The organism is Mariniflexile sp. TRM1-10 (assembly GCF_003425985.1).
Classification (GTDB): Bacteria; Bacteroidota; Bacteroidia; order Flavobacteriales; family Flavobacteriaceae; genus Mariniflexile.
Genome location: NZ_CP022985.1, coordinates 1,203,707 through 1,218,137, shown reverse-complemented (window position 1 = coordinate 1,218,137; position 14,431 = coordinate 1,203,707). Strand labels below are relative to the sequence as shown.

The following is a 14,431-nucleotide window of genomic DNA, read 5'->3' as shown; positions in this document are numbered from 1 at the left end:
TTTTTTATATTAGTATCAAAAGAGATACTTATTTAATTTTATTTCTATTGACACATTAAGCTTGTCGAAATACATCTTTTGAATGTCTTCGACAAGCTTAGACTGGTAGTTGTGTTATAATTGACTTTAAATTTTAATATAATCAACTACATCCAACAGGATATTTTAGTAAAAATATAACTTGCCACAATAAACTCTATCCTGTGGCATCCTGTTACCTGTTTAACAATTGTTATTCTGTTTTTGATAACTCACTAAAATTAACAACATGGTCATGAATGTGTTTTTCGCTTGTAATGGAATCTACAACGACATAGTTTAGAAAAATATTTTTTATAGGAAGTTCAGCTTGTCCTGTGATTTTTGATACGTATTCGGTTTTGGTAGCCCTTATGTTTTTTAAATAAACATGTTCTATGGGGGTTAGCTTACGTTCTATAGTAGGCACTAAGTCCCGCCATTGGTATAGCACATCGGTTTCTATACCTAGAACACCATTTTGTATGCTGCCTGCCTTAATATTTTCTACGTATATATTTTTTACATAGCCGCCACGACGCTCATTGGTTTTTATAAATACCAAGTGAAACATTTTAGCACCATCAACCACATTACAATTTTCAACAAACACATTCTCTATACCACCAGATAATTCGCTGCCTATGGCCAATAATTGGTGACCGTTTTTCATGGTACAATTTCTCATGACGATGTTTTTTGAAGGGGTGTTTAATCGCCAGGCATCTTGGTTTCTTCCAGATTTTACGGCAATGGCATCATCTCCTTGATCAAAAATACAATCTTCAATTAGGATGTTTTGACTCATCTCTGGGTCAACACCATCATTATTATGTCCATGAGCTTTCACTTTTACATTTTTAATAAGCATGTTTTTAGAAAGGTAAGGGTGAATGGTCCAAAACGGACTGTTTTCAATAGAAACACCTTCAAGTAAAATATTTTCACTGCGGTTAAATTGAATAAAGTGTGGGCGGAAGTTAGCAGAATCGTTAACCATTTGACGTTCTTCAACGGGTTTGTTATAAGATGCTAAGTAGTAAAGCCTTTTTAAGCTGTTCATATGTGATTTTGGGCGTGCAAACCATGTTTCCCAAATAGCCATTTTGGCTTTTAGCTTTCCTTCACCTGTAATAGCAATATTTTTACACTCATAGGCATATATTAGAGGTGAATAGTTGTAACATTCCATGCCTTCCCAAGTGGTGTGTACTGCCGGTAAATAGTCCTTAGGATTTTCAGAAAAAAGCAATATGGCATCTTTGTTTACATGTAGATTAACATGGCTTTTCAAATGAATTTTTTTAGTAAGCCATTCGCCCTTAGGAATTATAACGATGCCACCGCCAATTTTGTTTGCTTCATCAATGGCTTTTGAAATGGCATTAGATGTGAGTTCTTTGTCACCTTGAACCGCTCCAAAATCTGTAATTAAAAATTGCTTACAGTTGCTAAAGTCGGGTACCTTAATAGTGGGCATTTCAAAAGGTGCTTCAACTTGTATTTCTATTATTTTAATATGAGTATCTTCTTTTTTACATGAAAATATTATGGGGATTAAAATAAGTAGCAGTGTTTTAGTTATTTTCATAGATCCTTTAGTTAATGCTTTTAGCATTTAGTAAAAATAGAGCATGCATTAATTAATTCTATCCTGTGGCATCCTGTTTGGGCATATGGTTCAATTTTAATTCTAGTGTGAGTAGAACTTGGGAAATAAAAGCTGTACTTAAAAAAGGTGTGAGTTTTTAAGCAATTATGAATGATGCTTCAGATTGGAACGATGTCGTATATAATAACTAAAACATTAAAGAAAAGATATTATTTTAAAGATGGAGATTTTAGAATAAAATACCTTTTTATTTAAGTTGACTCATTTCTTTTTTAAAATCATAAAGTAAAAAAAGAATAGCATCAACCTTAGGGGTTAATTTATCTGCAAGGACTTTAAATGCCCTTGTCATGTGACCTTCAACAGTTTTTATGGATATGTTTAAATATTCAGATATTTCAATATGCGTTAAACCATCTTTTTTATTAAGTATAAAAATCTCTCTACATTTAGGAGGCAAGTTCATGATTTCTTCATTTACCAGTTGAGTTAATTCATCTAAATTTTCATAATCATTTTCAACTACCAAATCAAGAGCTTCTAAATACTTTTTCTCTAAATAAATTACGGGTTTATTTTTTCTAAATTGATCTATAAACTGATTGTAAACCGATTTGTAAACGTAATTTTTAATAATAAAATGAGAATTAATGTTTTTTCTATTTACCCAAATTTTCACAAACACATTTTGAACAATATCTTCAGCTTTACCTTTGTCGTGAGTTAATGTAAAAGCATAGCGACATAAATTTTTATAATAGGTATCCATTAAGAAATCGTAAGCTTTTGTATTGCCTAGATTTAATTGTTTTGCTAACGTAATATTTTCAGTAAAATCCAATTTTTTATTGTAAATTTTTATTATATGTGCAAACAAATCTAAAAAAAATTATCATATAAATAGAGGGGTAAGAAAAATTATCACGTAATTAATAATAGAAACATGCAAAATGAAGAAGTCTAAGGCGCATAAAATAATAGTTAAATTCCTTGATAAGGAAGCAGCGTCACATGAATTAAACAAATTAAATAATTGGTTAAAAAATAAAAAAAACCAAACTGATTTTAATCGTTTTGTAAAGGCAGAATATTTAACAATAGCAAGTATGAGCGATTATGATTTGCAAGAAGCAAAAAAAAATATATACAAAAAACTTGAAAAAGTTAAGAAAACACATAGAATAGCCATTTACAAAAGAATTGCTGTCGCAGCTTCTTTTGTGCTACTATTTACATTGGGTTTAATAGAAATTAATAAAAAGGAAAAAGGTGTTATACAAACTGAAACCATAGAAATTGGTTCCAGCAAAGCCATTCTTACCTTGGAAAATGGCAATCAGGTCAGTCTTGAAAAAGGAAAATCCTATACCAATGGAAAAGTTAATAGTAATGGGGAAGAACTCTTGTATGTTGCAACGTCTCAAACTAAAGACAATCAGGATGTGCCTTCATATAATTGTTTAGCTATTCCAAGAGGTGGGAAATTTTTTATTAGGCTTGTTGATGGCACAAAAGTATGGTTGAATTCTGAGTCTAAAATAAAATATCCAACAAGATTCATTAAAGGAGAAACACGTATGGTTGAACTATTATATGGTGAAGCATATTTTGAAGTGTCTCCAAGTACAAAACATAATGGTGATGCTTTTAAAGTAATTACTAAAACTCAAGAAATTAATGTATTAGGAACGGAATTTAATATAAAGGCTTACAATAACGAAGATGAAATTGCCACGACATTAGTAAATGGCAGTGTTGAAATTAATAATGGAAAGATAAAAAAGACTATAAAACCTAATCAACAATCGGTAATTAATAGTAAAAACCCTGATTTAATAAAAATATTAGAAATAGACGCTGCACAAGAAACCTCATGGGTAAAAGGGATTTTTTCTTTTAATGAAGAAACCTTAGAAGAAATGATGCAGGTTTTATCTCGTTGGTACAATGTTGATGTTGTTTTTGAAACAGCAGAACGAAAAAGTTATGTGTTTACAGGCGTATTGGAACGCACCAAATCCATTAATGATGTTTTAAAACTTATTGAGGGTACAAGCGATGATGATATAGAATTTGAGATTAACCAAAAAATAATTATAATAAAATAAAAAAGGAAAAGGCTACACGTTCGAAGGTAATAGCCTTATTCCAAGTCGATTAATCAATTAAAACTAAGTTTAACTAAAACCAAGACAAAATTATGAAAATTAATTTTATTAGGGAGATATCCTATAAAAAGGATTTACTCCTAAAAGCTATTATGAGAACATTTATCTTCTTATGTTGTACAATTTCATTCGCCTTTGGGTCTAAAGAGGCATTTTCGCAGAACACTGAAATTATAATCGATTCAGATGTCACCTTAAATGTCAAACAACTATTTAAGCTCATAAAGGAACAAACCGATTACAAGTTTGTTTACCGGCATGATTTAATAAAGAAGGCACCCGAATTATCGTTAAAAAAAGGAGTTATTAAAGCAGGTGAATTATTAAATAAATTTTTAGATCCCATAGATTTCACCTTCGAATTTACTAAAAATCAAACCGTCATTGTAAAAAGAAAACCGCGTGGTTTGGATTCTAATTCCAAAATGGTTCCTCAAATGCAAATTACAGGTAATGTAAAAGATATTAACAACATGCCATTGCCAGGAGTAAATATTATAGTTAAAAACACTAGTAACGGAACTCAAACAGATTTTGATGGTAATTTTACAATCCGAGCTAACACAGGAGATATTTTAGTGTTTTCTTATATTGGAATGAAAACTACTGAAATTATAGTAGGTTCTAAATCTACTTATAATATAATTATGGAAGAAGATGCAGCAGAATTAGAAGCTGTTGTAGTTGTTGGTTATGGAACTCAAAAGAAGTCCGACGTAACTGGAGCGCTTGTTAGCGTAAGTGCTGAAGACTTAACGTCTCGACCTGTTAATAATGCTATTGAGGCTATGCAAGGTAAAGCAGCCGGTGTAGATATTTCTTCAAACGAAAGACCGGGTCAAGTTGGAAGCATTACCATTCGTGGTGTACGTTCTTTATCTGCTTCAAATTCACCTTTATACGTATTAGATGGTATTCCTTTAATTACTGGTGGCATTGAGAATATAAATCCACAGGATATCGAATCAATCGATATTCTTAAAGATGCATCGGCAACTGCCATATACGGCTCTCGTGGTGCTAATGGTGTTGTAATTGTTACCACTAAAAAAGGTAAAACAGGCAAATACACATTAAGCTATAACACATTGGTTTCAACTGAGAAAATTCGTGAATTTGCTCCTATGTTTAATGCTGGTGAATACATAGAATACCGTCGTTGGGCAAAACATTACCAAAACCCAACATTAGTTCCACGAGGCGATCAGCCAACCCAAGCTAATGATGCTGCCATATTCACTGGTGATGAAACCGCTTTTGACAACATTTTAAAAGGATGGGCAAGTGGTACTTGGGATGGATCTCAACTTACAACTACGGACTGGACTGATTTTGTAACGCAAACAGGTATAACCACACAACATACTTTAAGTGCTAGTGGTGGTTCTGAAAAAATGAAAGCCTATGGTTCTTTTGGTTACACAGATAATAAAGGTGTAATAAAAGGACAAAGCTATGAGCGTTACAATGGAAATTTAAGTATTGACATAACTCCTACCGAATGGTTTTCATTTGGGGGTAATCTTAATACCTCTTATAGTACCCAAGAGTATGGTCAATCTACAGCGGGGAATAATGGTGTTTCTGTTCGTGGTGGTTTATACGATAGCGCTCGAGAGGTTTTCCAATATACACTACCATATGATTCTGATGGCAATAGAATAGAATTCCCAGGTGGAGATATTGCTGTAAAAACTATTATTGATGAATATAAGTATTCTCAAGACCAACGTGTAACCCTACGTGCTTTTGGTAGTTTTTATGCACAACTTGATTTTGGAGCTTTCACGCCTGCCTTAGAAGGTCTAAGGTTTAGAACAAATTTTGGTCCAGATATTGAGACATATCGTAACGGAACTTTTCTTGATGCTTTATCTGTTGTTAGAACAGGGTCTAGTTATGCCTCTTTAGAAAAAAGACAGCGTTTATCCTACACTTTAGATAATTTATTGTATTACAACAAAACTATAGATAAACATGATTTTGGTGTAACCTTATTACAGAGTCAAACACAGTTTAAAGAAGAATTTAGTCTCATGAGTGCAAACAATATTCCATTTCCAAGTCAAAAATGGAATGCTTTAAGTTCATCAAATGTTTCTCTAAGTAACTGGGATTCCAATATAATTGAGAGACAATTACTATCCTATATGGCACGTTTAAACTATGGTTTTGATGAAAAATATTTAATAACATTATCAGGGCGTTACGATGGTGCTTCTCAATTAGCTGAAGGCAATAAATGGGCATTTTTTCCAAGTGCTGCTTTAGGATGGCGTTTAGATAAAGAAGAATTTTTGGCTAATTCTAGTTGGATAAACCAATTAAAACTTCGTTTGGGTGTTGGTGTTACTGGTAACTCAGCCATCGATCCATATGCAACAAAGAATGCTTTATCTCCTTTATTCTATGCAATTGGCAATACACCAACTGCTGGTGTGCAAAATGCCATAACGGATATAGACGGAACAGATTATACGCTATTAGCCAATAACGAATTAGGTTGGGAAAAAACCACCCAATACAATATTGGTTTAGATTTTTCATTATTAAAATCGAGAATTTCTGGAGGTCTTGATATTTATGCCTCTAAAACAACTGATTTATTACTTCTAAAGGCAATTCCAACAGTCACTGGGTACGATGCTACTTATGCAAATGTTGGTGAAACAAAAAGCAACGGTATAGACTTAACAATAAACACCATGAATGTAAGAAATGATAATTTTCAATGGGCTACCGATATTAGTGCTTCATATCAGCAAAATGAAATTGTTGAATTGTCGAATGGCAAAGAAGATGATATTAACAATGAGTGGTTTATAGGGGAATCCCAAGATGTAATTTATGGATTTGCATCTAATGGCATTTGGAAAGAATCAGACGCTGCTGAAATGGCTCTATTTAACGCCAATGGCCACACATTTACTCCTGGGAATGCGCGTCCAGTAGATCAAAATGGCGATTATAAAATTGACAATAATAACGACCGAGTTGTTATAGGTAGTGAAATACCTAAATATATCGTTGGTTTAACTAATACGTTTACATATAAAGGTTTAGAATTATCAATATTTTTATATGGTAGGTTAGGCTATACCTATAATACTGGTGGTGAAGGTTTAGTTGGAAGATATAATTCAAGGAAAGTTAATTATTATACAGAAGTTAACACAAATTCCGATTACCAAAAACCAATATATTCAGCAGGTAATGGTGATCAATATTTTCAAACACTAGGCTATAGAAGTGGTTCGTTTATGAAAATTAGAAATATTTCTTTAGGGTACAATCTTCCTGAAAATGTTACAAGTACTTTAGGGCTTTCTAGACTACGTTTTTATGCGCAAGCAACCAATCCAGGCATGCTGTTCTCTAAAGTAGATTGGATTGATTTAGATGTAAGAAGATCTTCGTCTAACAGAGGTTTTGCATTTGGAATGAATGTGGAATTCTAATTAAAGGTAAATTCAAAATAATTCAAAAAGAATAAGATATATGAAAAATTTAAAAAAATATAGCACTTACCTTTTTACTGCATTAGCATTAATTGGTAGTGTAACTTCTTGTACCAAGGATAGTTTTCTTGATGAAGATCTAACGACTCAAAGGAATTCTGAATACTATAAAACAGAAGAAGGCATTCAATCATTAGCAGTAGGAGCCTATTTTCAAGTATTAGCCTCTCCTTTTCCATCTGAACAACAATTTGCTACCACAAATTACGGTACCGATGAATTTCATGTGGGTGGCGACGATACAAATAGCCCATGGAACAATTATGATAGTAGATTTAATTCAATTGTAGTTACTACTAGGACTCAAGCTGCTGAAGCTTGGGATAATTTTTATATTGGTATTGGATTGGCGAATCAACTCATTGAATCTGCAACTAATATTGAATCTACAAATCCAGAAATAAAGAATGTGGCTTTAGGCGAAGGTTATTTTTTCAGAGCTTATAATTATTTAAAATTAGTAAGACAATATGGAGGTGTGCCATTAAAACTAACAGTTAGCACTACTGTAGAATTGGAATTTACCCGCGCAAGTGCCGAAGAAGTATTGGCTCAAGTTATAGACGACTTTACCCAAGCATACAACTTGCTAGATAACTCAGGCGTTCACCCTCATAAAATAACAAAAGATGCCGCTGCTCATTATTTAGCAAAAGCCTATTTAACACGTGCAAGTGAAATTAATGATTCATGGAACTCGGCTACAAAAACAGCCGATTTACAACAAGTAGTATCATTAGCTGACCAAGTAATTGCTAATCACCCATTGGCTAGTAATTACCAAGAACTATGGGATTACACAGAACCAGATGGTGCTAATGAATATTTACCAGAGTTAATTTTATCGGCTTCTTTTGGTCGTGATCAAGCACTAGCTACTAGTAACTTTAGTACAGTGCCATTTACTGCCCGTTATGATGATTTATCTATGATGAAACGTGATCTAACAGGAATGCGCCCTTATAGCCGCTTAGCTGCAACATATTTCACTTATGATGTTTTTGATCATATAAATGATTCACGATTTTGGAAAACATTTAGAACAAAGCATCGTGTAAATAGAGGTGGCACTTTTGATGGCATTAATTATACTCCTGGTGTAGATTTAGGCATTATGTATGTAATTAATTCTCCTACCGATAATCGTTTTGCATTAACAAAAAACAACAATAATCCTAATATTTTATACAATGGAAAAACGATTCCTCACGTATATGTGGCTTATGCAGCTGATGGTGTTGGATTATTAAAGGATGTTAGATTTCCTTCATTGACTAAACATTTTGACGCAGCAAGATTAGCTATCAATGACAATAGGGGGTTCCGAGACGAAATTTTAGCTCGCTCTGCCGATACATATTTAATGGCAGCAGAAGCAAAAGTTCGTTTAGCAGCTTTAGGTTCTGGCTCTTATGCTGATGCTCTAAGTTATATTAACCCAGTTCGTAATCGTGCTACCTATAAAAGTGGAGAGGACCGTTCGTACTACACCGATGGTGCAGCAGCTTATGTAACTTCAGAATTTATCCAACCATTTGCAGATAACTCATTTATGAATGAAAATTCATATTACGAATCTAATAATATCCCTATAGTAACAGCTGCTACAGACTTAACAATTACTAGTACAACAAGTTTGCCAGCTGAAGATGAAGCTATAATCGCCGAATTAGGTTATACTAGCGAGTACGATCGTATGCTATGTTTGATCTTAAATGAGCGTACTAGAGAACTTTGTGGTGAATGGCACCGTTGGGAAGATTTAAGTCGCACAAAAACATTAGTGGCTAGAGCTAGGGCTTATAATCCTGAAGCGGCTCCAAATATTCAAGATTATCATAATTTAAGACCTATTCCTCAAACATTCCTTGATGGCGTTTATACAGAAGGTCGACCACTAAATGCTAGTGAAAAAGCAGCAATGCAAAATCCTGGTTATTAAAATAATAGTTTGTTTAAGTTTAGTTAGGTTGTTAAAGCGTTATGGTATTTTTTCCATAGCGCTTTTTTTGTAAAATTTATCATGGCACAGTATAGCACAGGATGCCCTTAAAGCAGCCATTATATATATTTGATATTAATTGTTTAAAAATGGGTGTCTTAAGATTATCTGGATTAAAATTCATTAAAACATTTAACATAAAAAGGTATTATGAAGTATTTAAACACAACTATAAAAAATGTCATCTTTTGTTTTTTATTAACAACAATCCATGCTAATGCTCAGGTTAATGATGCAACAGCACCATTACACGCGCTTCAAGCGGATTATCCAACACCTTATATAGTTCCTCAAAAGGAGACTATAAAGAAGGTTCTGGATAGGGTTTATAACTATCTAGAAGAAAACAGTGCTAGTAAAATTATCAATGCTACGACTAAAAATGGAATTACAGATTATAAAAAAAAGGATGTAGATATTACTTTTGAGCCTGGAGCTTTTAGGCTTACAAGTTATGAATGGGGGGTAACCTATGCGGGAATGTTATTAGCATCTAAAGCTACTGGTGAAGCATATTATGCAGATTATTCAAACAAGCGAATAAAATTAATAACAGATATAGCCGAAAATTATCCAGCAAAAAATATTAAAGATCCAGATATGCTTAAAACACTGCATCCAGAAGCATTGGATTTTGCTGGTGCACTTTGCGCAGCATTTATAAAAGCTAAACAAGATGGTTTAAATGCAAATGTAGATCCGTTAGTCAATAATTATATTGACTTTATTAGCAATAAACAATTCAGATTAAAAGATGGTACTTTAGCTAGAAACAGACCACAAGACAATACTTTATGGCTTGATGATATGTTTATGAGTGTGCCTGCACTTGCCCAAATGGGTAAATATACAGGAGATGTGACATATTTTGATGATGCTGTAAAACAAGTAGATCAGTTTTCAAAAAGAATGTTTAACCATGAAAAAGGGATCTATATGCATGGTTGGGTTCAATCCATGGAAGTTCATCCTCAATTTCACTGGGCGCGTGCAAATGGATGGGCAGTTATGGCAATGGTAGAACTATTGGAAGTATTACCAAAAGACCATCAAGGCTATTCAGAAGTTTTGTCTCAATTACAGGCTCACATAGCAGGTTTAGTTAAATACCAAGACGGAACAGGGTTTTGGCATCAACTTTTAGATAGAAATGATACCTATCTTGAAACTTCAGCAACAGCGATATATACTTACTCCATTGCGAGAGCTATTAATAGGGGGTATATTGATAAAATGGCATACGCTCCTGGGGTATTACTTGGGTGGAACGCTGTGGCATCAAAGGTAAATGATAAAGGACAAGTTGAAGGAACTTGTGTGGGGACAGGTATGGCATTTGATCCGGCTTTTTATTATTACAGACCTATTAATGTTTTCGCAGCTCATGGTTATGGACCTGTTCTACTAGCTGGAGCAGAAGTTATTTTGTTATTAAAAGGTAATGAGTTTGAAATGAATGACAGTTCATTACAACTAAAAGTAAAAAAGTAATCCAATATTAGTTTTATGATGAAGTACAAACGGTTTCTGATTATATTTTTGCCAATGCTTTGTTTTTGTAATTTGTTTTCCTGCAAAGAGCTTCCAAAAGGAATAACAAAACAAAAACCGCTAAACATTTTAGTAATAATAGCCGACGATGCCGGTTGGAACGATGTGGGTTATAATGGTTCTGAAATCAATACCCCTACTATTGATTGGCTAGCAAATAATGGTGTACAACTTAATAGGTTTTATGCAAACCCAACCTGTTCGCCTTCGCGCGTCTCCCTATTAACGGGCATGCCGGCAAGCAGAATAGGTATTGTGGCGCCCATTAGTGATAAAAGCAATAAAACCTTGCCTGATTCTACAGTCACACTTCCACAAGCATTAAAAAAGCACAATTATCAAAATGCGTTATTCGGAAAATGGCATTTAGGGCTCAATATTTCTAACGGACCAAACGCATTTGGTTTCGATTATTCGTATGGATTTCTTCATGGGCAAATAGACCAATACACACACAGATATAAAAATGGTGATGCCAGTTGGTATAGAAACGATACCATGATCGAAGAAGAAGGGCATACCACAGATTTGGTAACTAATGAAGCTATTACTTGGTTAACAAAAAAGCGGGATACTACTAAAAACTTCTATATTCAATTAGCATATAGCGCACCGCACTTTCCTTTACAAGAAGAAGATAAGTGGAAAGCCCCTTATCTAAATTCCATAACAGATAGTTCGAGGAGAGATTATGCAGCAGCTATGTCACACATGGACCATAGTATTGGTTTGGTTTTAGAAACCTTAAAGCAGCAAAATTTAGAAGACAACACTTTAGTTATATTTATAAGTGATAATGGCGCTATGGAAAATTGGTATCCCTTGAATCAATATGATGGTAAATTTGAGCCAAACCCAGTATTGGGCAGTAATTTCCCGTTACGCGATTGGAAAACCTCAAACTACGAAGGTGCTATTCGAGTGCCGGCCATTATGTATTGGAAAAACCATTTAGAACCACAAACCAATGCCAACTTTATGTCTATTAGCGATGTTATGCCTACCATACTTTCGTTAATTGGTCAAAATATTCCGAAGGGTGTAGAAGGTGTTAATGTGTGGCCATCCATTCAAGATTCAGAAACAAAAACAACACACGATATTTATGTACGCGGTCATATTCAAGAAAGTTTAATACATAAACCTTGGAAAATTATAAGATCTCGAAATAAAGATGATTCACCTGCGTCATATGAACTGTTCAATATAGAAATTGATCCCGAAGAAAAAGATAATATCATTAGTAAAGATATTGCCGTTACTTCAAAAATGAAGTTATTATTAGATAAACAATTTGCGAAAGATGATAAAACGGTGAATAAGGCATTAGAATAATACTAATACCATTTCAAAATTTAAATGGTGTAAACACAACGCTAAATATTAATTGGAACCGCCACGAACTTAACATTTTACAAAATCCCGGTACAGGGATAGATGATGCCGTTATAGGAGAGCATCCCGACGTTGTTGTTAATGGAGATAAAGCCTATGTTTTTTACTTTACCCACCAAGAAAGATTACCGGAAAACAAAGGAAAAGAACTTACCAAACACGACGAAGTTCTATTCAAGTAGCCGAATTGGAATACGTAAATGGTGAAATTTTTGTAATAGAAATAATCCTGTATATATTAACCTCAAACGAACAGAATAATGAGTAATACAAAAAGAAACGCTTTTAAAATGAAACTAAAACCAGGTTTTGAAGCTGAATATAAAAAGCGTCATGATGACATTTGGCCCGAATTATCGGAACTACTTTCAGAAACTGGTATTCAGGACTATAGTATTTTTTTAGATGAAGAAACCTTAACACTTTTTGCGGTTCAAAAAATAAGTAAAGATTTTGATGAAGCCTACTTGCCCAACCATCCTATAGTAAAAAAGTGGTGGGCATATATGGCAGATATTATGGATACTAACCCAGACAATTCACCAGTTTCCAAACCATTAAAAGAGGTTTTTCATTTAGATTGATTTTTGTTCTTTGTAAGAAATACCATTTAATGATTTATTATTGTTCAATATAAATATAGCCTCTTAAACCTATTTCCTTTGCTTTTTTAAGAGTTTCAGCAATAGTTAAAGCTGTAAAAGTGGCACCTTCTAAATTAGTATGTGTATGGTCTTGAGGAAAGAATGCTTTTACTTTTTCTTTTCCTAAAGCTTCATATCTTTTGGCAACAAGATCGCTTACGTCTATAAAAAATGCGTCTTCGGCAATGGCAACCTCCTTTGCCCATTTTACATAGGTTTCAGTTCTTCGCTCAACTTTGTCATTCGGCCATTCATTGCGAGGTGTTAAACTTAAAATAATTGGAATAGCACCTTTTTCTCTTGTTTCTTGAATCATTTTTTTTAGGTACCAACCATAAGTATGCACGGTTTCAGTAATACTACTATCTCTAACAATAGTTTGTGTTTCGTCACCAATGCCTTTTAAAGAACCACGGTATTTGGCTTTGTCAATATTTCCTGCGTCGTTATGTCCAAACTGAATGAATACAAAATCACCTGATTGAAATTCTTTTTTAGCAGCCTCCCATAATCCTTCAAAATTAAAGGTCCTAGTGCTTCGACCCCCTCTTGCTTTATTAATAACATTTACTTGAGTAGTGTCGCAAAATTGAGGAAAAGGCACGCCCCAACCGATGGTGTTTGGATTGTCGCTACTTGCCATGGTAGAATCGCCTATTAAAAAAATATTTTTCTTTCTGGGAAGTTCTGTTTGCGGATTTGAAGCTATATGATTTTTGAGCGAATTAGTTGTTTCCTTTAGTTCATCAATAATAATGGAGGCCGCCATAAGTGCGCCTCTTGCTGATGTATGTGTGTGGTCGCGTTTGTAAAAATAGGTTCCTGTAACTTTTTCTTCTCCAAACTTTTCTAATTTGGAAGCCATCTTATCATTTAGATCAATAAAAGTAACGTTGTTTCTTTCAGCTATTTGTTTTGCCCATAATCCATAGGAGGTGTTGTTTCTTGATACCTTGCCTTCTTTCCAATCGTTTCTAGGTATTGGTGACATTATTATAGGAATGGCACCTTTTGATTTTGCGTCTTTTACAATTTTTTCAAGATACCAACCATAGCTGTACACTATTTCATGCTTTTTGGTAATCATATTATCAATTTCTTCGGTTTCATCGCCGATACCTTTGATGGTCCCTCTGGCTCTAAGGGTATCGTTTATTGGACCATTATCGTTATGTCCGAATTGAATTAAAACATAATCGCCTGCTTTTAGTTTGTTGTTTACGGCGTCCCACAAGCCTAGGTTTTGATAGGTTCTGCTACTGGTGCCACCTAAGGCATGATTTTTAACGGATACTTTTGTTGAATCTAAAAACTGACCAATAAAATCGCCCCAACCCCAAAGCCCACCAGAACCATCACCACGTCCGTTTTTCACGGTTGAATCGCCCACGGTGTACACTGTTGGTTTGGTGTTTTGTGCTGTGATGCAACTTGTAAATAAAAAGGTTGAACATAAAAAGGTTAAAAGCTGTAATGTTTTCATTTGTATAAATTGTAATTATTTTTAAAAGGTCAGATGGAAA

At 33.9% G+C, this 14,431-nt stretch carries 9 protein-coding genes; 6 read left to right on the top strand and 3 right to left on the bottom strand.

What is annotated here, in order from left to right; genetic code table 11:
• Positions 1-232: 232 nt before the first annotated feature.
• Together CJ739_RS05230 and CJ739_RS05225 are read right to left on the bottom strand one after the other, a co-directional pair.
• Positions 233-1,609, bottom strand: coding sequence for a glycoside hydrolase family 28 protein (locus CJ739_RS05230; RefSeq protein ID WP_117178753.1), 1,377 nt, complete (start codon positions 1,607-1,609; stop codon positions 233-235).
• 268 nt (positions 1,610-1,877) lie between these two features.
• Positions 1,878-2,471, bottom strand: coding sequence for an RNA polymerase sigma factor (locus CJ739_RS05225; protein ID WP_117178751.1), 594 nt, complete (start codon positions 2,469-2,471; stop codon positions 1,878-1,880).
• A 109-nt stretch (positions 2,472-2,580) separates the two neighbouring features.
• Between CJ739_RS05225 and CJ739_RS05220 the strand changes: the two genes are divergently transcribed.
• The 6 genes from CJ739_RS05220 to rhaM all read left to right on the top strand — a co-directional run bounded on the left by CJ739_RS05220 (position 2,581) and on the right by rhaM (position 12,848).
• The gene (locus CJ739_RS05220; RefSeq protein WP_117173114.1) at positions 2,581-3,738 is read left to right on the top strand and encodes a FecR family protein; all 1,158 of its coding nucleotides are present in this window, start codon (positions 2,581-2,583) and stop codon (positions 3,736-3,738) included.
• Positions 3,739-3,830: 92 nt separating this feature from the next.
• Positions 3,831-7,256 (top strand): SusC/RagA family TonB-linked outer membrane protein, encoded by a 3,426-nt coding sequence (locus tag CJ739_RS05215; protein WP_236951609.1) that lies wholly within the window; start codon positions 3,831-3,833, stop codon positions 7,254-7,256.
• A gap of 40 nt (positions 7,257-7,296) precedes the next feature.
• Positions 7,297-9,258, top strand: a complete 1,962-nt coding sequence (locus tag CJ739_RS05210; RefSeq protein WP_117173112.1) for a RagB/SusD family nutrient uptake outer membrane protein — start codon at positions 7,297-7,299, stop codon at positions 9,256-9,258.
• A gap of 210 nt (positions 9,259-9,468) precedes the next feature.
• Complete coding sequence (locus tag CJ739_RS05205; RefSeq protein ID WP_117173110.1) at positions 9,469-10,809, top strand: glycoside hydrolase family 88/105 protein; 1,341 nt, start codon at positions 9,469-9,471, stop codon at positions 10,807-10,809.
• Positions 10,810-10,824: 15 nt separating this feature from the next.
• A complete protein-coding gene (locus CJ739_RS05200; RefSeq protein ID WP_117173107.1) occupies positions 10,825-12,204 on the top strand; it encodes a sulfatase family protein in 1,380 nt (459 codons plus the stop codon).
• Between the two features lie 320 nt (positions 12,205-12,524).
• Positions 12,525-12,848, top strand: coding sequence for an L-rhamnose mutarotase (gene rhaM / locus CJ739_RS05195; protein WP_117173105.1), 324 nt, complete (start codon positions 12,525-12,527; stop codon positions 12,846-12,848).
• Between the two features lie 37 nt (positions 12,849-12,885).
• Here the strand turns inward: rhaM and CJ739_RS05190 are convergent, their stop codons facing one another.
• Positions 12,886-14,391, bottom strand: coding sequence for a rhamnogalacturonan acetylesterase (locus CJ739_RS05190; RefSeq protein ID WP_117173103.1), 1,506 nt, complete (start codon positions 14,389-14,391; stop codon positions 12,886-12,888).
• Between the last annotated feature and the right edge of the window lie 40 nt (positions 14,392-14,431).